Below are 18,841 nucleotides of genomic sequence, written 5' to 3'. Positions count from 1 at the left end.
AGGGACGCTTCCTTATGCATCGGATATAATGGCCCATCATAGCAAACCCGGAAAGAAGACCTTCATGCACATCCTCATCGTACGCAATAATTCCAACTCGAAAGCCGTGGACGCCTCGCTGCTATTGGCAACGTACCTGGCCACGCAGGGGGTTGAGTACACGCTGGTCGATTCCACCGAGCTTTCGTGCGCATGCGACCACGACAGCTTGAACGCCGCGTTGGCGGCGGGCGTGGAGATGGCGGTAGTGCTTGGCGGCGACGGCACGATCCTGCGCACGGCGCGCCAGATCGGTACGACTGGGGTGCCTATCCTGGGCATCAACTTCGGCCGCTTGGGCTTTTTGGCGAATTCGAGCGATGCCGGCGTGGTTGCCATCGTGGCCGCGGCTTTGGCGGGCGACGTGGTGGCCGAGCAGCGCGCGAACCTGCGCATCGACGTTGTATGCGAGGGCGAGCCCGATCCGTGGAGCGACGATGACGACGGGGAAGGGCCCTCGTACGAGGCGGCATCGCCGTGCGAGGCGGGCGCTCGTAGCTTCTTCGCGCTCAACGAACTTGCGGTGACGCGCGGCGCGAACGGTCGCGTCATCGATTTCACGTTGGGGGTTTCCGGTTCGCACGTTGCCGAAATGCGCGGCGACGGTCTGGTGGTTGCCACGGCGACGGGCTCGACGGCCTACGCGCTGTCGGCGGGCGGTCCTTTGGTGGCGCCTGGGTTCACGGGGCTGGTGGTGGTGCCGCTCGCGCCGCATACGCTGCATTCGCGCGCCATCGTGACCGCATCGAACGACGTGGTGGAAATGGGCTTGCCGCGCGACGCGGCCCGACGCGACGCCACCCTGTTTGCCGATGGGGAGCTGTTGTCGTTCGATCGTCCGGTGCGTCGCATCTACGTCAGCCGAGGCGAAGCCCCCACCGTTTTGCTGCGTCATCAGCACGAGGGCTTTTACGAGCACGCCGCGAAGGTGTTTTTCTAGCGGGTTGGAGGTTGGAGCCGCTGTAGCTTGCGTCGCCGTTCGAAGTGCGTGGCTTGACGGCCAAGGATGCCTTGCGAACCGGCCGGGTGGTTCGCGCCGCTAGCCTGGCAAGCTTTCAACCGTGAATAGCTGTGCTGTGCTCGATTTTGTTTGAGCGAGACGGCGTTCGGCGCGCGCGATTTCGTCGCTTCGGGGGATACCGTAGCGTTCAAGGAGCCTTGCGAAACGATCGGCGTCCATCACGTCTTTGTAGGAAAAGCGCACGATAGGCATGCCGTGGAGGGTAAGCTGCGACTCCCGGTGCTGCTCGTCGGCAAGGACGCGCATCGGCGTTCGACCGTTGCGGAATGCGTCGCATTCGTACTTTTGCATGCCGTCGAATTCGCCAATGACATTGCTGCCGTCCATTCGCGTCCAAAGGAAATCGACGCGGAACGAACGTTGCGGGTCGAGCGGCCGCGGAAAAGCAACCTGGAGACAGGGGAGCGCGAACCCCTGCTCAATCATAGTGGCGCGCGCAATGGATTCTCCGCCGCTTTCGCTCAGGGGATCGGCGTAGTACATGGTTCTTATGGCTTGATTGATGCCTGGGTACGTTGTGCCTAGGCGCTTGAAGCGAGCAGCGAACCAGCTTGGCGCATTTCCAGTGCAGCGTAGTGCGCCGTCGGCGATAGCCAAGGCTTGCTTGAAGCTGGTCGTTCGCATGCAATCAAAGGCGGTCCGAGTGAGGGAGGTAACGCGAAGACCCCGGACGAGAGCGGGCTCATCATCTTCAATCACATGCCAGCGGATGCTGGATGGCGACGCGTTGCGTTTCGCACGAGATGTTTCGACATGGATTGCGTCCATTTGGCTGAACGCGACGGGCAGGCCAAACGCAATCGCTGCCGATTCGTGGCAAAAGATCCAGTCGGGGTGCAGCTTCTGCAACGTGCGGAGGATGTGCATCGCTTGCTGGGGTTTCGCAAGAGCCTGCCAATACGAAGCTCGTGCATACATGCCGCGAACTGGGCGAATGGCTTCCCCTTGATTGATTTGCCGGCGTAAGAGTTCTCGGATGCGCGGGTTCGAGGGCACAAGGCACAGTTGATTGCGCTCGGCGCACAGAAAGAGGCGAGCCAGTTCGACATCGCGGACTTCGGTCATGAGCGCCCTCCTTGCACCGAGTGTTGTTTGCCCATTGTCTCACGATCCGTGCAATAAAATATAAGGAAGTCCATAATACTTATAAGGTACATTGTCGATCCAAAAACACGTTTTCGGCCCCGAAAACGTGTTTTTGGATCGACAATGAGAACGCGAGCGCCTTGCACCTGCAGACGGTAGGGGGTGGTGGTTGCAAAGCGCTCACATATCGAAGGGGCCCGCGGCCCCCTTCGATATTGCTTACTTGTGGTAATACCGGTGCTGCTCGTACTTCGGCTCGCAGCATACGTTGATGCCGAGCGTGCGGTACAGCTTCTCGTCGGTGGCCGAGATGATCACGCTGAAGTACGCATCGCAGCCGCGCAGGTCGTCGATGTGGTCGATCAGCGTGGCCGCAAGCGGATCGGTCGCGGAGCTGATGGACAGGGCGAGCAGCGTTTCGTCGGAGTGCAGGCGCGGGTTGCGGCTGTGCAGCTGCTCGGTCTTCAGGCGGCAGATGGGCTCGATGACCGCATCGCTGATCACGTTGATGTCCTCGACGCCGGCCACGCCCTTGAGCGCGTTCATGAGCAGCGACGATGCAGCTCCCAGCAACGGCGACGTCTTGCCCGTCACCACGGTGCCGTCGGGCAGCACCATCGCGCCCACCGGACCGCCAGTGGTCTCCTCCTTCAGAAGCGCGGCCGATCGCGCCGGCGAGAAGCTTGCGTTCACGCCGGCTTGGTTCATCAGAAGCTCCAGCTTCTCCACGTGCTCCTGCCCCACGCCGGTGCGGCGCGTTTCCACCGCTGCCTGGAAGTAGCGGCGCACGATCTCCATTTTGGCGGCCTCGCGCACGGCGTCGTCGTCCACGATGGCGTTGCCGGCCATGTTGACGCCCATGTCGGTGGGGGACTGGTAGGGGCTCGTTCCGGAGATGCGCTCCATCATAGCCTTGAGCACGGGGAATATCTCCACGTCGCGATTGTAGTTCACCGTGGTCACGCCGTACGCTTCCAGGTGGAACGGGTCGATGGTGTTGGCGTCGTCCAGATCGACCGTGGCTGCCTCGTACGCGATGTTCACGGGGTGCTTGAGCGGCAGGTTCCAGATGGGGAACGTCTCGTACTTCGCGTAGCCGGCCGCCACGCCGCGCTTGTGCTCGTGGTACAGCTGAGACAGGCACGTGGCCATCTTGCCCGAACCGGGGCCGGGGGCGGTTACCACGACAAGCGGGCGCTTCGTTTCGATGTACTCGTTCTTGCCATAGCCCTCGTCGCTGACGATGCGGTCGATGTCGTAAGGGTAGCCGGCAATGGGGTAGTGCAGGGAGCTTTTGATTCCCAGGCTGTCCAGGCGCTTGCGAAACGCCTCGGCCGAGGGCTGGTTCGTGTAATGGGTGATCACCACGCCAGTGGTGGTGAAGCCCATGCCGCGGAAGATGTCCATGAGGCGCAGCACGTCTTCGTCGTACGTGATTCCCAGGTCGCCGCGCACCTTGTTCTTCTCGATGTCGTTCGCGTTGATGGCTATGATGATCTCGACGTCGTCCACCAGCTGCTTGAGCATGCGGATCTTCGAGTCGGGCTCGAACCCGGGCAGCACGCGGGCTGCATGGTAGTCGTCGAAGAGTTTCCCGCCGAATTCCAGGTAGAGCTTTCCGCCGAACTGGTCGATGCGGTTGCGGATATGCTCGGCCTGCAGCGCGATGTACTTGTCGTTGTCGAATCCGATGCGCATGGGAATGCGGCGCCCCTTTCTTGCCGTCGATGATGTTCGCGCACGACCGCAGAGGGCCGCACGCAATCCGATTCAGTATACCCTACTTGGTAGGTGTTTCGTTTTTGTTAATTGCAGGTAACGAAGGGGATCTTCCTTCGGTTCGCCATACCTGCAGGTCCGAAGGCGTTCGGCGCCCGTCTTATCCGCACCTGGTTTTTCATAGCGTCATGCTATGCTGTTCGATCAGTGCGACGGTGCCGCAGCGCGTTTGGCGCGAATCGGCCGATCGTTGCTTTTCATGCCCGCTTGCCGGGTCGACGACGGGGTTGGTGGATGGACGAACTGGTTCGAGAATATCTGGCTCATCTGCGCATCGAGCGGGGAAGCTCGCCCCTCACCGTGTCCGCGTACGCTTCTGACCTGCGGGATTTCGCGGCGTTTTTGAACGCGTGCGGCGTGAAGGACGTCGGCGACGTGCAGCGCGAGACCATCGTGGCCTACGAAGCCGACCTGTTCGGCCGCGAATACGCCGCCGCCACGGTGGATCGCCATGTGTCGGTGCTCAAGGGCTTCTACCGGTTCCTCGTGCGGGAGGGGCATGTGCGTCGCAACCCCACCGACACGTTGCAGCTTCCCAAGGCTCCCGATCGACTTCCCGACGTGTTGAGCGCAGTGCAAGTGGAATCCATGCTAGCCGATCCTCCCAAGCGCGCGCCCATCCCGCTGCGCAACCGGGCCATCTTGGAGGTTCTGTACGGCTGCGGCTTGCGCGTAAGCGAGTGCGTGGGGCTTGACCTGGGCGACGCGGTGCTCGAGGAAGGGTACCTGCGCATTCTGGGCAAGGGCGGCAAGGAGCGCGTGTCGCCCATATCGGGCGCGGCGCTGCGGTCGTTGGCCGACTACCTCGACAACGGGCGTCCCGGTTTGACGAAGCCGGCAGCGAAGCCCACGTCGGCGGTCTTTCTGAACGCACGCGGCGGGCGGCTCACGCGCCAAAGCGTGCATGCCATCGTGGCCGAGGCAGGGCGATCCATCGGCGTGGCGAACCTCCATCCTCACACGCTGCGCCATTCGTTCGCCACGCACATGCTCGAAGGCGGCGCCGACCTTCGTGTCATCCAGGAAATCCTCGGCCATTCGGACATTTCCACCACGCAGATCTACACGCACATCAACCGCGCCCACATGCGCGAGGAATATCTACGCGCGCACCCGCGCGCGAAGTAATGTACCGGCATCGTTCGGACGGGCGTCGGCACCGCTTGGGCGGCGAGGGGGGCGGTGGGACGGCATCCCATCGCGATCGCGGTCTGCGGGGGACGCGGTGGGGCGGCGTCCCACCGCAGGGGCGCCTTTCGCCGCTCGATTCCGCCCGTCTTCTCGCGCGTGTTGCCGAACGGTTTACCCAACGAATCGGTCGGCGATCCGTCGTGCCACAGATTCCGCATAACTCGCTCCATATAGATGCCAAGGCCCTCTAAAGCGGTAGTGCGATCAATATCTTGTGTTCGTTTTCGTCCATCGGTTCAATATCTAGCCGTGTCTCAATCTTGCATTTTTGGGGGTCGGGGGACAACTTGGGGAACGGGATGGTTTCAAAAGGGTCTAAATGGGTCAAAAGGCCGGATTTTGTTGCGAAGTGGGGCAAAGTGGGATAGAATTCCAAGCATCGAAAGGGCCGTGCGAGTCGCGGCGGGAAGGAAGGCATGGCCGAGGACACCGAAAAGGTGGTTGATCTCAACAGCGCGTACCGCCACAAGGTGGACGCCAAAGGCCGCATGTCTCTTCCCGCATCGTTTCGCAAGGTGCTTTCGACGGATTTGGTGGTAACCCGCAACCCGAAGGACGAATGCCTCTACGTGTTCGAGCCCGATGCGTTCAACGCATGGGTGGCCGGCGTGTTCGAGGACAAGTTCGAGAAGTTCGACCGCACGAACGATCTCCACGTGCGCCTGCGCCGCAAGCTCAAGTCTCGTGCAGCCGACGTGTCCGTTGACGCGTCCGGTCGCATCATGCTCTCGAGCGAACAACGTGCGGCTGTTGGCATTGACAAGGACGTCGTCGTGCTGGGCAACACGGGCTACTTCGAAATCTGGGACGCAAAGCGCTACGACCAAAACGACGAGGATACCGACCTCGGTCTTCTGTTCGACTGATTGTAAGGCGTGAGCGAAATGATAAACGAATATCGGCACACCCCTGTTCTGCTCGCCGAGTGCCTCGAATACTCGAACCTCAAACCACAGCATACATTCGTGGATGCAACACTCGGCGGTGCAGGGCATTCCCTCGAAGCGGCCAAGCTCATCGGGAGCGCGGGTACGCTCATCGGCATCGATCAAGACGAAGTGGCGCTTGCCGCCGCTCGTCAAAAACTCGGGACGTTGCCTGATGATGTACGCCCGCGCCTCGAATTGGTGCGCGGCAACTTCGGTGATATGGACGACGCGCTTCTCAGTGTGGAAGTGCCCGGGGTCGACGCGTTCTTGTTCGACCTTGGCGTATCGTCGGTCCAGATCGACACACCGTCTCGAGGCTTCTCCTTCAAGGAGAACGGCCCTCTTGATATGCGGATGGATCCGGGGAAACAAACCCTAACCGCAGCAGAGATCATCAACACCTACAACGCAGCAGATCTCACTCGGATCATCCGTACGTACTCTGACGAGAAGTGGGCCAGTCGCATAGCCGACTTCGTGGTTCGCGAACGTCAGAACGGGCCCATCGAGACAAGCGCGCAGTTGGTCGACCTGATCAAGGCTGCCATCCCGGCATCGGCGCGCCGAGCGGGAGGGCATCCGGCGAAGCGCACGTTCCAGGCGCTTCGCATCGAGGTGAACGGCGAGCTCGACGTGCTCAAGCGCGGACTGGACGCGGCCATACGCTGGCTGAATCCCGGGGGCAGGCTGGTGGTCATCAGTTACCACTCGCTTGAGGATCGCATCGTGAAGGACACGTTCCAATCCTTCGCCCGTCGATGCACCTGCCCGCCTGACCTTCCGGTCTGCGTGTGCGGGAAAGAGCCGATACTCGACATAGTAACGCGTAAGCCGGTCCTACCGACCGCTGAAGAAATAGAGCGCAATCCGCGCGCTCGCAGCGCAAAGCTGCGCATCGCGCAGAAGCGCTGAACAACGAAAACCGCAGAACGTACACCACCCGAATAGGCAGCTAAAACGAAGAAAGGGGGTTGGGCATGAGCGCAGCACCGGCGTATTCCTATTATCCTGAGCGCGTACCTGAGCATGAGCGCAAGGCTCGCATCAGCGTGGTTCCGGGCCGCGGCACGCGCACGCAGCCCGCTTCCCTTCCTTCCAACGTCGTGTTCTTGGCGAAGGCCGTCGCCGTCGTTTTGGTGGTGGCCGCGCTGGTTGCGTTCGTGCGCATCGGGCTTATGTCCGCTACGGTTTCCACCACCATGAGCTCCACGCAGCTTTCCAGCCAGATCAGCGATGCCCGCTCCTCGGGCGCTGCGCTCGAGGTGTCCCAAAGCGCGCTGTCAAACCCCACGAAGGTCAAGCAGCAGGCGGGCAAGCTGGGCATGGCCGCTCCTGAGGCAACCGGCGTGATCGAGCTGGGCAAAGACGTCGTTGCTACCGACGAGTCCGGTGCCCTGTCGCTTTCGAAGAGCATTGCCATAGCCGCTGGCGCTGGAGCGTAAAACCGTGGCCGATAGATCTCACATGCCGCGGGGCGAGCGTTCCGCTCGCGGTCGCGGAAGCTCTCGTTCGTCTGCGCGTCCTCCGAAGTCTCACGGTTCGCGCGGCTCCCGCGGTTCTCGCGGCGCGCGCCCTTCGCATACGGGCGGACGCGGTTCGTTCGCCGACGTCGGAGCCGATTCCAATCGCGTATTCCTTCCTATTCTGGTGTTTGCCGTAATCGCGGCGCTCTTCTTGCTGCGCCTGGTGTTCTTGCAGGTGGTCGATGCGCCGCGCATGGCGGCCGAAGCGGAGAACGCGCGCATGAGCTACGACTGGATCGAGCCGCGCCGCGGAACTATCTACGATCGCAACGGTGTGGTGCTTGCCACGTCCGTCGAGTCCACCACCATCTACGTGGATCCCACCGAAGTGGACAATGCTGATGCTACGGCTCAGACGCTCGTCGACGTGCTGGGCGGGCAGAAGTCCGACTATCTGCCGGCCATCACGGCTTCGGGGACGCGCTACTCCGTCATCAAGGAGAAGGCCGACGTCGAAGTGGGTGAGCAGGTGCGCGCGCGCGTGAGCGAGGTCACGAAGAAGGACGCCGCGTACGAAGGCAAGGACCTGGGAATTCGCTATAAAACGCTGTGGAAGCGCGAGTACCCCAACGGCCAGGTGGGCGGCCAGGTGGTAGGCGCGTGCAAGCTCGACACGGAAATCGAGAACAACCGCGAGTACTACGAGGGCGTTTCGGGCTTGGAGCTGTACTACAACGACATCCTGTCCGGCGAAGCCGGGTACACGCGCGAGGAGCGCAGCCCCGACGGCACGCCGATTCCGGGCGGCACGCGGGACTCGAAGGCCGCCGTGGACGGCCAGGACATCATCATATCGATCGACATCGAACTGCAGCAGTACGTCGAAGAGCGCCTTACGGCCGACGAGAAGGGCATCACGGCGAACGGCGGCAGCGCGATCGTGATGGACGGCGGCACGGGCGAGATCTACGCCGCCGCGTCGCTTCCGCTGCTCAACCCTGCGGATCGTACGGAGATGAAGCCGGACGCTCCGAAGCTCAAGTGCGTGACCGACCTGTTCGAGCCGGGCTCCATCTTCAAATCGGTGTCGGCCATGGCCATTTTGGAGTCGGGCACCATGACGCCCGACAGCGAGCTGTTCTGCCCGGCCTACATCGAAGCTGACGGGTTCGTCATCTCGGACGCGCACGAGCGCGGCGATGCGACGTTCACGTTGCGCCAGATCATGGACCAGTCGTCGAACGTCGGCATATCGCTGGCCACCGAGAAGATGGGCTTCCAGAACCTGTACAACAAGATCAACGAGTACAACCTGCACACCAAGACGGGCGTGGACTATCCGGGCGAGGGGGAGATCGGCACTGACTACCTGGGCAATCTGCTGCCGTTCGACCAGTGGAGCAAGGTCACCGGCTACAACGTCAGCTTCGGTCAGGGCATGTCGCTCACGCCGCTGCAGATCACTCGATGGTACGGCGCGCTTGTGAACGACGGCGTGGAGTGCACGCCTCATTTCCTGCTCTCGAAGCCTCAAAGCGGCGAGACGCCCGAATACGCCACCGAGCAGGTTATCGAGAACAAAGCGGCCATCGCGGATTTGACCAGCATGCTCAAGTCCGTGGTGTCGGAGGGCACCGGCAAGAAGGCCGCTATCGAAGGGTTCAACGTGGCGGGAAAAACCTCGACGGCCGAGATTTACGACGAGGTGAACGGCGGGTATCGAAAAGGCGTGTACAACCTGGCCTTCACCGGTTTTTTGGCCGACTCGTCAAGCCAATTGGTTTGTTTTGTGGGTGCAAACGAGGTTCCCACCGACGGTGTGGTCACGCCAATTTTTAAGGATATAATGGCAACAGCCATCGACCGTTTCAACATATATCCGGAGTGAGGAAGCTATGGGCAAGACCTGTACCGAACTGTTCGCGGGCATAGACTGCACCATTATCGGCAACGCTGATGACGTGGCGGAGGGCATCGCCTATCGCAGCGACCGGGTTCAGCCGGACGACGCGTTTTTCTGCATCGTCGGCTTCACGACGGACGGCCATTCCTTTGCGCAAGACGCCATCGATCGCGGTGCGAAGGTGCTGGTCGTCGAGCGGAAAGTGTACTTGGCCGACGCGACCGACGTCACGGAGGTCGTGGTGAAGGACACGCGCAAGGCCATGGCTGTTGCGGCGGCGAACTTCTACGACCATCCTTCCAAGGACCTGTCGCTGGTGGGCATCACCGGCACGAACGGCAAGACCACCACCACCTACCTGGTGGAGCATATCGCGAAGGTGGCCGGCAAGCGCACGGGCGTCATCGGAACCGTGGGCGTTCGCATGGGCGGCGTGAGCGAGAAGTCCGCGCACACCACGCCCGAATCGCCCGATTTGCAGCAGCTGTTCGCGCGCATGCGCGACGAGCGCTGCGACACGGTGGCCATGGAGGTCAGCTCGCACGCGCTCGATCTGGAGCGCACATGGGGCACGACCTTCGCTGTCACGGCGTTTTCGAACCTGACGCAGGATCACCTGGACTACCATCATACGTTCGAGGCGTACTTCGAAGCGAAGGCGCGCTTGTTCTCGAAGGACTATCCCGCACGCCGCGTCATCTGCATCGACGACAAGTGGGGCAAGGAACTCCTGCGCCGCTGCTCGGTGGCCGAGGACAACGTGGTGACCACCGGCTTCGACCCGTCCGCTCAGATTCATCCGGTGGACGTGCAGTACGCGCCCACGCACACCACCGTCACGCTCGACGTGCGCGGCAGCCGCTTGACGTTCGACTACCCTCTGGTGGGCAAGTTCAACGTGGAAAACGTCATGTGCGCGTTCGGCATTGGGCTTCAGCTGGGATTCTCAGCTGACGTGATCGTGGAGGCCCTTGAAGAGGCCCCGCAGATTCCCGGCCGCCTGGAGCGCGTGGATGCGGAGCATACCGGCAACGTATCGGTGTTCGTGGATTACGCCCACACGCCCGATGCGCTGGAAAAGGCGCTCGGATCCATCATGGCGCTCACGCCGGGCCGCACCATCTGCGTGTTCGGCTGCGGCGGCGATCGCGATGCCAGCAAGCGGCCCATCATGGGACGCGCGGCGCTTGCGGCCGATTACGCCGTGGTGACTTCGGACAACCCGCGCACGGAGGATCCCAACGCCATCATCGAGGACATCGTAAGCGGCATGGGCGCGGGCTTGGATCGCTTCGACGTGGAACCCGATCGCCGCGCGGCCATCGCTCGCGCGCTGCAAATCGCGAAGCCCGGCGATTCGGTGCTCGTGGCCGGCAAGGGGCACGAGGACTACCAGTTGGTGGGCAACCAGGTGTTTTCGTTCGACGATCGCGTGGTAGCCGCCGAAGAGCTGGAGCGCGCGTTCGGCCCTGGCTCTGGATCGCAGGAGTAGCGCATGCGCTTGAACCTCAAACAGATAGCCGCCTGCACGGGCGGCTCCTTTTCGGTAGAGCCGCTTGATGCGTGCGTTATCGCAACGGGCCTGACGTGGGATTCCCGTGACGTAAAACCGGGCGACGCGTACCTGGCTTTGCCGGGCGAGCGCGTGGACGGCCATGATTTCGTGGCCGCAGCCTTGCGCGCGGGGGCCGTGTGCGCGCTTGTCATGCAGCCGATCGATCCGTCCGTGCGGATGCTCGCGCGCGAGCTGGGCGCTGCCGTGATCGAGGTGTCGGACACCGCGCATGCCGTGACCGACCTGGCGCGCGAGTGGCGCGGCCACCTGAAGGGCCGCATTATCGCGCTGACCGGCTCTACGGGCAAGACCACGACCAAGAACCTGGTGCGCGACGTGCTTGCCGCTTCCCACACGGTGGTGGCGACCGCCGGCAATCAGAACAACGAGCTGGGAGTTCCCAAGACCCTGCTGAACGCCCAGCCGGAAACCCAGGCCGTGGTCGTGGAAATGGGCATGCGCGGCTTGGGCCAGCTTGCCGACCTGTGCGATTTCGTGCGCCCCGATTGGGGCATCGTGGTGAACGTGGGCGAAAGCCACATCGAGCTGCTGGGAAGCCGCCAGAACATCGCGCGCGCCAAAGCCGAGCTGCTGTGCGCCCTGCCCGAGGGCACGGGCCGCGCGTTCGTGAACGCCGACGACGACTTCGCCTCGTACGTGCGCGATCACGCATGCCTTGACAAGCGCCGGGTGGACACGGTGCTGTTCGACGGATCGTTGCAGGCGGCCGACCGTCGCGCGGCTTTCTCCGAGCAGGATCGCGCGAACGCGTCCGTGTGGGCCGAGCAGATCGAGCTTGACGACCAAGGTCGCCCTTGTTTCATGCTGCACGCGTGCGGTTTCGCCGAGGACGGCGCGCACGAGGCGGTCGCGTGCTCGCTCAACCTGCGCGGGCTGCACAACGTGTCCAACGCCTGCGTCGCCGCGGCGGTGGGGCGTTCGTTCGGCATGAGCCTGCACGATGTTGCGGGCGCGCTTGCCAAGGCCGAGCCCGAGGCGGGACGGCAGGAAGTGCTCGAGGCGCGCGGCGGCTTCACCGTGGTGAACGACGCGTACAACGCGAATCCGGATTCCATGCGAGCGTCGTTGTCGACGTTCTGCTCGCTGAACGTTTCCGGAAAGCGCATCGCCGTGCTGGGAGACATGGGAGAGCTGGGCGACTACGCGTTGGCATGCCATGCCGGCATCGGGCGCCTGGCTGCGGATCTGCCCCTTGATCGACTGGTGTGCGTGGGCGAATTGGCGCAGGTCATAGCCGATGCTGCGGAAGAGTCCGGCATGGAGCCCGGGCGCATCGTGCGCGCGGCGGCGTTGTCTGAGGTTTTGGATTGTTTGGACGATTGCGTAGAGCCCGGCGATGCCGTGCTGGTGAAGGCATCTCACTTCATGGGTCTCGAACGCGTAGTCAAAGGACTGGTTAATTAATATGTTCACTATTTTCGCTCAATACCCGACGTTTCTCGTGTTCTTGGCCATCGTGCTGGCCATTGCGTTCACCATCGTGCTGATGCCGGCATGGAACAAGCTTTTGAAGTCGAGCCATATCGGGCAGCAGGTGCGTGCGGACGGGCCTGAAAGCCATCTGGTCAAGCAGGGCACGCCTACCATGGGCGGCGTCATCATGCTAGTGGCTGTTGTGGCGGTTGCTCTGCTGGTGGGCAAGCCCACGGCCGAAACGTTCGCGCTTGTGGGCGCTACCGTTCTGACCGGCGCGCTGGGGCTTATCGACGACGCGTCGAAGGTGGTCAAGGAGCGTTCCCTGGGCTTGACCCCGAAGGCCAAGCTGGTGGGCCAGTTCCTTATCGCTACGGTGTTCTGCCTGGTTGCGGTGAACTGGCTGCACGTTGCCCCCACGGTTGAGATCCCGTTCGTCTACACGTTCGACCTGGGCGTTCTGACCACGGTCGTGCCCGTTGGGGATGGTATCGCCATCCCTTGGCTGTACCTGGCGTTCGTGGACATCCTGCTGGTGGGCCTGTGCAACGCGGTGAACCTCACCGACGGGTTGGACGGCCTGGCGGCGGGAACGGTCATGATCGTCATGATCGTCATGGCGGCCATCGCGTACCGCTCCGACATGCTCGAGCCCGCCATCTTCGGTGCGGCGCTTGCGGGCGCGTGCATCGGCTTTCTGTGGTTCAACTCCTTCCCGGCCGACATCTTCATGGGCGACACGGGTTCGCTCGCTCTGGGCATGTCGCTTGGGTGCCTTGCGGTTCTCACCAAGTCCGAGTTCATCGTGCTCATCATCGGCGGCCTGTTCGTGGCCGAGGCGCTGTCGGTCATGATCCAGGTGCTGTACTACAAGAAAACGAAGAAGCGCATCTTCTTGATGGCTCCGTTGCACCACCATTTCGAGAAGAAGGGCTGGAGCGAAACGAAGGTGGTCGTGCGATTCTGGATCATCTCCGGCGTTCTGGCTGCAACGGGCTTCTCCCTGTACTTCGCCGAAACGCTCATGGCGGTGGCGTAGTCTATGGAGGATCGCGTGCACAGATCGCATTGCAAGCGCGCGCCGGAGAACTTGGGGCGCGTGCTCGTTTTGGGGCTTGGCAAAAGCGGGCGCGCGGTAGCCGATTATCTGGTTGCCGCGGGCGAGCGCGTCGAAAGCCTGATCGTGGCGGCGGGCGCGCGCACGGCGAGCGCCGAGGACGCTGCGGCCTCGCTTGTTTCGGCGGGCGCCGCAGTGCTGTTCGACCTCGATCGCGTCGAGGGCGCGTTCGATCTTTGCATCGCCAGCCCCGGCATTCCCGAGGGGTCTTTGCTGTACCGCAGCGCCGCGCGGTGCAGCGCCGAGATCATCGGCGAGGTGGAGTTCGCTTGGCGCGAGAGCGCAGTCGACAGCCGTTGGGTGGCCATTACGGGCACGAACGGCAAGACCACGGTCACGGCCCTTGTCGCGCACCTGCTTCGCGCCGCCGGCATGAACGCGAAGGCCGTCGGCAACATAGGCGATACATGCTTGGAGGCCGTGGCGGGCGGCGACACCGACGTGTACGTGGCCGAAGTCTCGTCGTACCAGCTTGCGTCCACCGTCCGGTTCGCGCCACAGGTGGCCGTGCTGCTCAACATCACGCCCGACCACCTGCATTGGCACGGCTCCTTGGAGGCGTACCGCGATGCAAAGCTGAAGATCCTCTCGAACCTTGCCGCCGTTCCGGGATCGGTTGCCGTGCTGGATGCCGCGAACGACGTCGTCCGGGCCGAGGTGCGCCGCCTGCGCGCGTTGGAGCCTGCGCAGCGCGGGTTCTCGTACGTGCCGCTGGGCACGAGCGCGGGCGTGCGCGGCGACATGCGCGCCGCATGCGGAAGCGAGAATGCGGCGTTTCTGGGACCTGACGGGTGGCTGCATGTGGCCGAAGGCCAGCATGACCGCGCCCTGGTTCCCGCCGAATCCCTGCTCATCAAAGGCGAGCACAACGTTTCGAACGCGCTTGCCGCAGCGGCGGCGGCGCTCGCGTTGGGCGCGGACGAGGCGAGCGTGGCCGCGGGCTTGCGCACGTTCGCGCCGCTTGAGCATCGCGTCGAGCCGTGCGGAAGCGTGCGCGGCGCGGCGTGCTACAACGATTCCAAGGCTACGAACGTCGACGCCACGCTCAAGGCGTTGGCGGCGTTTCCCGAGGCGCGCCCGATCGTTCTTCTGGGTGGCGACGACAAGGGCACCGACCTGGCTCCTCTGGTTGCCGCCGCGCACGAGCATGCGCGCGCGGCGGTGTGCTTCGGCGCGGCGGGCGCTCGGTTCGCCGACGCTTTCGCGGCCGCGTCGCCTGAAGCCCCTGCTGGTTTTGAGCTGTTGCGCGCAGGCGGCCTGGAGGCTGCGTTGGACGAAGCGCTTGCCGTCGCGCGCGCGGGCGACGTGGTGCTGCTGTCTCCGGCGTGCGCGTCGTTCGACGAGTTCGGCTCGTTCGAGGAGCGCGGCCGCGTATTCAAAAGCCTGGTAGCCGCTCGCGCAGCGGCGCTGGGCGCGTAGCGGGTCGGCTATGGCGCGCACGCGAAGCGACAGGCGGGACGCTCCCGCTCACATCATGGGTCCGCAGATCATCCTGCTTCTGACGGTTCTCGCCCTCATGCTCATCGGGTTCGTGATGATCTACTCCACGTCGGCGGTCATCACCTTGGCCAAAACGGGCGCGGACGGAGCCGGGAACTCGATGGCCGAAACCATCAACCAGATCAAGTTCGCCGTCGTCGGCGTGGTCTTGGCAGTGGTGATATGGAAGTTCGTGCCCGTGTCGCTATGGCGCAGCAACGTGGTGTGGGCGCTGTGGGCCTTGGCGTTTCTGCTGCTCGTAGCCACGGCGGTGGCGGGCGTGGGCGACGAGGAATGGGGCGCTCGCCGCTGGCTCAGCATCGGCGGCTTCAGCTTGCAGGCGTCCGAGTTCGCCAAGATCGCGCTGATCTTGGTGGCGGCGCGCCTGTTCGCCGACTTCCGCGAGGGGCAGTACACCACAAGCGCGTTTTTGTGCCTGGTCGGTTTGCTGGTGGTGGCCCCGGTGCTCATGATCTTGGGCCCGCAATCCGACCTGGGAACCGCCATGATCTGCGTGGTGGGCATTCTGGCCGTCATGTGGCTGGGGGAGGTTCCGCTTCGGACCATGCTCATCGTGGTGGGCGTGGTGGTCGCGCTGGGCTTGATCGGCATCTTCGGATCGTCGTACCGCCGCGATCGCCTCATGGTGTTCCTGAATCCGTGGAACGACGGGCAGGGAGGCTTCGATACGGGGTACCAGCTGATCCACTCGCTTTACGCCCTGTCGGGCGGCGGCTTGTTCGGGCAGGGCTTGGGCAACTCCCATGAGAAGTACCTGTACCTTACCCAGGCCGACACCGACTTCATCTTCGCCATCATCGGCGAGGAGCTGGGCCTGGTGGGCGCGCTCGTGGTGGTCGCGCTGTTCTTGCTGCTGCTGTACGCGGGCATGCGCATAGCGGGATCGGCTTCCGACAACTTCGGCACCATGGTTGCCGGCGGTTGCACCATCATGATTGCGTTCCAGGCGTTTCTCAACATAGCCATGGTCATCGGGTGCTTTCCCGTGGTGGGAAAGCCGCTGCCCTTCGTGTCGTCGGGCGGATCGTCGCTGGTGGCCATGTTGATCATGGTCGGGATCATTTTGTCGGTGTCCCAAAGCGCGAACGGCCCCACGGTGTACGATCGCCGACGTGCCGATCTGCGCGTGGTGCGCGCCGCCGACCCCAGCTTGGACGGCAGGGGCGAGGGGCGCGGGTCAAGATCGTCGTCTCGACGTGGCAGGAGGTAGCGTCATGCTTATCGTTTTATCCGGCGGCGGAACGGCCGGCCACATCAACCCCGCGCTTGCGCTGGCCGAAGAGCTGGAGAAGCGCGGATGCACCGTGCGCTTCGCCGGTACTCCGACAGGCGTCGAGTCACGCCTGGTGCCCGCTGCGGGCATCGAGTTCAAAGCGTTCGAAGCGCAGGGTTTCGATCGAAGCCATCCGCTGACGCTGCCGAAAGCCGTCATGAAGATACAGAAGAGCACCGGCGAGGCCAAACGGTGGTTCGGCGAGATCCAGCCTGATGCCGTGGTGGGCTTCGGCGGGTACGTGTGCATTCCGGTGGCGCGCGCCGCCGAGCAGCGCGACATCCCCGTGGTGGTGCACGAGCAGAATTCGGTTATGGGCATGGCGAACAAGTACCTTGCGAAGCGCGCTGCCGCCGTGTGCCTGACCTACGAGCGCGCGGCCGAGGCGCTTTCGGACAAGAGCCGGGTCAAGGTGACGGGCAACCCTGTGCGCTCAAGCGTGTTCGGGGCGACCCGCGCCGAGGGGCGCGCTGCCTTCGGCGTGCCCGACGATGCGCGCATGCTGTTGGTTACCGGCGGCAGCCTGGGCGCGCGCCATCTGAACCAAGCGGTGACGGCGCTCAAAGACGCGCTGCTTTCCTACGAGGATCTGCACGTGGTGCACGTCACCGGCCCGAAGGAGCTTGATGCGGTGACGGACGCGCTTTCCCTCGGCGAAGCCGAGGCTCGCCGCTGGCACCTGTACGGCTACACCGACCAGATGGGCTTGGCCATGGCGGCGGCCGACGCCATCGTTTCGCGTGCGGGCGCCACGTCGCTCGCCGAGATATCGGCGCGCGCCCTGCCTGCTTTGCTGGTTCCGTTCCCGTACGCCACCGAAGACCACCAGACCATGAACGCGCGTGCGTGCGTTGACGCCGGCGCTGCGTTCATGGTGGCCGACGCCGACGTGGAAGGCCCCGAATTCGAGCGCTTGCTGCGCACGCTCGTCGAAGATGCCGACGTGCGCGAGCGCATGGCCTGCGCGGCGCGGGCGCAGAAGACGAAAGACGCCGCCGCCCTTTTGGCGGACGCGGTCATGCAGGCTGCGTCGAGTCGAGGCTCAAAAGACGCTCGGTAGGGTACAATGGCGGTTCGCGAAAGACGAGAGGCAATCGAAGGACGAAAGATGGAAACAACGCGCATCGAACAGGTTCACTTCATCGGCGTGGGCGGGGTCGGCATGAGCGGCATCGCGCGCGTCGCGTTTGACCAGGGGATGCAGGTGAGCGGCTCGGACATCAAGGAAAGCCGCTACACCAAGCAGCTCAAAGACGCCGGCATCACGGTGCACGTCGGCCATGATGCGTCCAATATTCCCGCGGGGGATCCCGTGGTCGTCGTATCGACCGCCATCTTGGACAACAACCCCGAGCTGATCGCCGCCAAAGAGCGCGGACTGACCATCTGGCATCGTGCCCAGATGCTCGCCCACCTGGGCGTGGGCCTGGAGACGCTTGCCGTGGCCGGCACGCACGGCAAGACCACGACCTCGTCCATGCTCGCCAGCGTGCTGGACGGAATGGGCGAGGACCCCACGTTCCTCATCGGCGGCATCGTGCGCGCGTACGGCACCAACGCCCATTCGGGAGCGGGCCGTCATTACGTGGTCGAGGCCGACGAGTCCGACAAGTCCTTCAGGCACCTGTCCCCGAAGGCCGTCCTCGTGACCAACATCGAGGCCGATCACCTGGATCACTATCGCGATCTTGACGAGATCTACGAGAAGTTCGCCGCCTTCATCGCATCGGTGCCCGCCGACGAAGGCGTGGTCGTCGCATGCGGCGAAGACGAGGCTTTGGTGCAGCTGGCGCAGCAAGCCGACCGCACGCTGGTCGTGTACGGCTTCGCCGAGGGGTGCGACGCGCGCATCACGTCCTACGAGCCTCATGGCGTGGGCAGCGACTTTGTGCTTTCCCTGCCCGACGGCCAGCAGGTTCGCGCGCATGTTAAGCAGAATCCCGGTCGGCACAACGTGCTGAACGCCGCCGGCGTGGTGGCGCTTTTGTGGGCGCTCGGCTACGATGCGCAGGCTGCGGCCGACGCGCTGAGCGGGTTTGCGGGCGTCAAGCGACGCTTCGACCTGATAGGGGAGGTGGCCGGCGTGACCGTCGTGGACGACTACGCGCACCATCCCACCGAGATCGCTGCCACGATCGAAGCTGCCTCGCGCTTGGGATTCTCGCACGTGCACGTGCTGTTCCAGCCGCATCGCTACTCGCGTGCGCCGCTGTTCACCGAGGTGCTTAAAGACGAGTTCGCCGCCGCGTTCGACGCTGCCGACGCCGTGACGTTCATGGACGTGTATCCGGCGGGCGAAGCTCCCGTCCCCGGCGTGTCCGGCAAGACGTTCTTGAACGTCGTGCTCGACCACATCGGCCATCCGGAGGCGGCGTACGTTCCCCGCCGCATCGAGGTGGTTCCCTACCTGCTGTCCAAGCTGGGCGCGGGCGACCTGCTCATCACCATGGGCGCGGGCGACGTGACGGCCATCGGGCCGCAGCTGGTCGATGCGCTTGAGCGAGGCGTTGATCCGTCTGCAGCGGCTTCCGGCCAGGCCTCGCGGGCGTGA

The 18,841-nt window shown here is 63.7% G+C and carries 15 protein-coding genes; 13 read left to right on the top strand and 2 right to left on the bottom strand.

Going from position 1 to position 18,841, the window contains the following annotated elements; all coding sequences use genetic code 11:
- The first annotated feature begins 64 nt into the window (after positions 1-64).
- The gene (locus tag LG373_RS07175) at positions 65-979 is read left to right on the top strand and encodes an NAD(+)/NADH kinase (RefSeq protein ID WP_225749408.1); all 915 of its coding nucleotides are present in this window, start codon (positions 65-67) and stop codon (positions 977-979) included.
- 99 nt (positions 980-1,078) lie between these two features.
- Here LG373_RS07175 and LG373_RS07170 read toward each other — a convergent pair whose 3' ends face one another.
- Positions 1,079-2,125, bottom strand: a complete 1,047-nt coding sequence (locus tag LG373_RS07170) for a hypothetical protein (RefSeq protein ID WP_225749407.1) — start codon at positions 2,123-2,125, stop codon at positions 1,079-1,081.
- 240 nt (positions 2,126-2,365) lie between these two features.
- Positions 2,366-3,844: a DUF1846 domain-containing protein gene (locus LG373_RS07165; RefSeq protein WP_114567194.1), complete on the bottom strand. Its 1,479-nt coding sequence runs from the start codon at positions 3,842-3,844 to the stop codon at positions 2,366-2,368.
- 315 nt (positions 3,845-4,159) lie between these two features.
- On the opposite strand from LG373_RS07165, the gene LG373_RS07160 reads away from it, so the two are divergent.
- The 12 genes from LG373_RS07160 to murC all read left to right on the top strand — a co-directional run bounded on the left by LG373_RS07160 (position 4,160) and on the right by murC (position 18,841).
- Positions 4,160-5,053, top strand: coding sequence for a site-specific tyrosine recombinase (locus tag LG373_RS07160; protein WP_225749406.1), 894 nt, complete (start codon positions 4,160-4,162; stop codon positions 5,051-5,053).
- Between the two features lie 479 nt (positions 5,054-5,532).
- Positions 5,533-5,982, top strand: a complete 450-nt coding sequence (locus LG373_RS07155; RefSeq protein WP_114567196.1) for a division/cell wall cluster transcriptional repressor MraZ — start codon at positions 5,533-5,535, stop codon at positions 5,980-5,982.
- 18 nt (positions 5,983-6,000) lie between these two features.
- Complete coding sequence (gene rsmH / locus LG373_RS07150; RefSeq protein WP_225749405.1) at positions 6,001-6,957, top strand: 16S rRNA (cytosine(1402)-N(4))-methyltransferase RsmH; 957 nt, start codon at positions 6,001-6,003, stop codon at positions 6,955-6,957.
- Between the two features lie 65 nt (positions 6,958-7,022).
- A complete protein-coding gene (locus LG373_RS07145) occupies positions 7,023-7,487 on the top strand; it encodes a cell division protein FtsL (protein WP_225749404.1) in 465 nt (154 codons plus the stop codon).
- A 4-nt stretch (positions 7,488-7,491) separates the two neighbouring features.
- Positions 7,492-9,396: a penicillin-binding protein 2 gene (locus LG373_RS07140; protein WP_225749403.1), complete on the top strand. Its 1,905-nt coding sequence runs from the start codon at positions 7,492-7,494 to the stop codon at positions 9,394-9,396.
- A 7-nt stretch (positions 9,397-9,403) separates the two neighbouring features.
- Positions 9,404-10,903 (top strand): UDP-N-acetylmuramoyl-L-alanyl-D-glutamate--2,6-diaminopimelate ligase, encoded by a 1,500-nt coding sequence (locus LG373_RS07135; RefSeq protein ID WP_225749402.1) that lies wholly within the window; start codon positions 9,404-9,406, stop codon positions 10,901-10,903.
- Positions 10,904-10,906: 3 nt separating this feature from the next.
- The gene (gene murF / locus LG373_RS07130) at positions 10,907-12,391 is read left to right on the top strand and encodes a UDP-N-acetylmuramoyl-tripeptide--D-alanyl-D-alanine ligase (protein WP_225749401.1); all 1,485 of its coding nucleotides are present in this window, start codon (positions 10,907-10,909) and stop codon (positions 12,389-12,391) included.
- A gap of 1 nt (position 12,392) precedes the next feature.
- Positions 12,393-13,439, top strand: coding sequence for a phospho-N-acetylmuramoyl-pentapeptide-transferase (gene mraY / locus LG373_RS07125; RefSeq protein ID WP_225749400.1), 1,047 nt, complete (start codon positions 12,393-12,395; stop codon positions 13,437-13,439).
- A 15-nt stretch (positions 13,440-13,454) separates the two neighbouring features.
- Positions 13,455-14,936 (top strand): UDP-N-acetylmuramoyl-L-alanine--D-glutamate ligase, encoded by a 1,482-nt coding sequence (gene murD / locus LG373_RS07120; RefSeq protein ID WP_225749399.1) that lies wholly within the window; start codon positions 13,455-13,457, stop codon positions 14,934-14,936.
- A gap of 10 nt (positions 14,937-14,946) precedes the next feature.
- A complete protein-coding gene (locus tag LG373_RS07115) occupies positions 14,947-16,227 on the top strand; it encodes an FtsW/RodA/SpoVE family cell cycle protein (protein ID WP_225749398.1) in 1,281 nt (426 codons plus the stop codon).
- 4 nt (positions 16,228-16,231) lie between these two features.
- Entirely contained in the window at positions 16,232-17,350 is a 1,119-nt protein-coding gene (murG, locus tag LG373_RS07110) for an undecaprenyldiphospho-muramoylpentapeptide beta-N-acetylglucosaminyltransferase (RefSeq protein ID WP_225749397.1), read from the top strand.
- Positions 17,351-17,398: 48 nt separating this feature from the next.
- A complete protein-coding gene (gene murC, locus LG373_RS07105) occupies positions 17,399-18,841 on the top strand; it encodes a UDP-N-acetylmuramate--L-alanine ligase (protein WP_225749396.1) in 1,443 nt (480 codons plus the stop codon).

This window comes from Paraeggerthella sp. Marseille-Q4926 (genome assembly GCF_916618935.1).
GTDB lineage: Bacteria > Actinomycetota > Coriobacteriia > Coriobacteriales > Eggerthellaceae > Paraeggerthella > Paraeggerthella hominis.
This window is presented reverse-complemented; position numbering and strand designations above follow the sequence as displayed.

Bases quoted from the DNA above. Each gene is read 5' to 3' on its own strand.
- LG373_RS07175 (WP_225749408.1), top strand. From the start codon at position 65: ATGCACATCCTCATCGTACGCAATAATTCCAACTCGAAAGCCGTGGAC.
- LG373_RS07170 (WP_225749407.1), bottom strand. From the start codon at position 2,125: ATGACCGAAGTCCGCGATGTCGAACTGGCTCGCCTCTTTCTGTGCGCC.
- LG373_RS07165 (WP_114567194.1), bottom strand. From the start codon at position 3,844: ATGCGCATCGGATTCGACAACGACAAGTACATCGCGCTGCAGGCCGAG.
- LG373_RS07160 (WP_225749406.1), top strand. From the start codon at position 4,160: ATGGACGAACTGGTTCGAGAATATCTGGCTCATCTGCGCATCGAGCGG.
- LG373_RS07155 (WP_114567196.1), top strand. From the start codon at position 5,533: ATGGCCGAGGACACCGAAAAGGTGGTTGATCTCAACAGCGCGTACCGC.
- rsmH (WP_225749405.1), top strand. From the start codon at position 6,001: ATGATAAACGAATATCGGCACACCCCTGTTCTGCTCGCCGAGTGCCTC.
- LG373_RS07145 (WP_225749404.1), top strand. From the start codon at position 7,023: ATGAGCGCAGCACCGGCGTATTCCTATTATCCTGAGCGCGTACCTGAG.
- LG373_RS07135 (WP_225749402.1), top strand. From the start codon at position 9,404: ATGGGCAAGACCTGTACCGAACTGTTCGCGGGCATAGACTGCACCATT.
- murF (WP_225749401.1), top strand. From the start codon at position 10,907: ATGCGCTTGAACCTCAAACAGATAGCCGCCTGCACGGGCGGCTCCTTT.
- mraY (WP_225749400.1), top strand. From the start codon at position 12,393: ATGTTCACTATTTTCGCTCAATACCCGACGTTTCTCGTGTTCTTGGCC.
- LG373_RS07115 (WP_225749398.1), top strand. From the start codon at position 14,947: ATGGCGCGCACGCGAAGCGACAGGCGGGACGCTCCCGCTCACATCATG.
- murG (WP_225749397.1), top strand. From the start codon at position 16,232: ATGCTTATCGTTTTATCCGGCGGCGGAACGGCCGGCCACATCAACCCC.
- murC (WP_225749396.1), top strand. From the start codon at position 17,399: ATGGAAACAACGCGCATCGAACAGGTTCACTTCATCGGCGTGGGCGGG.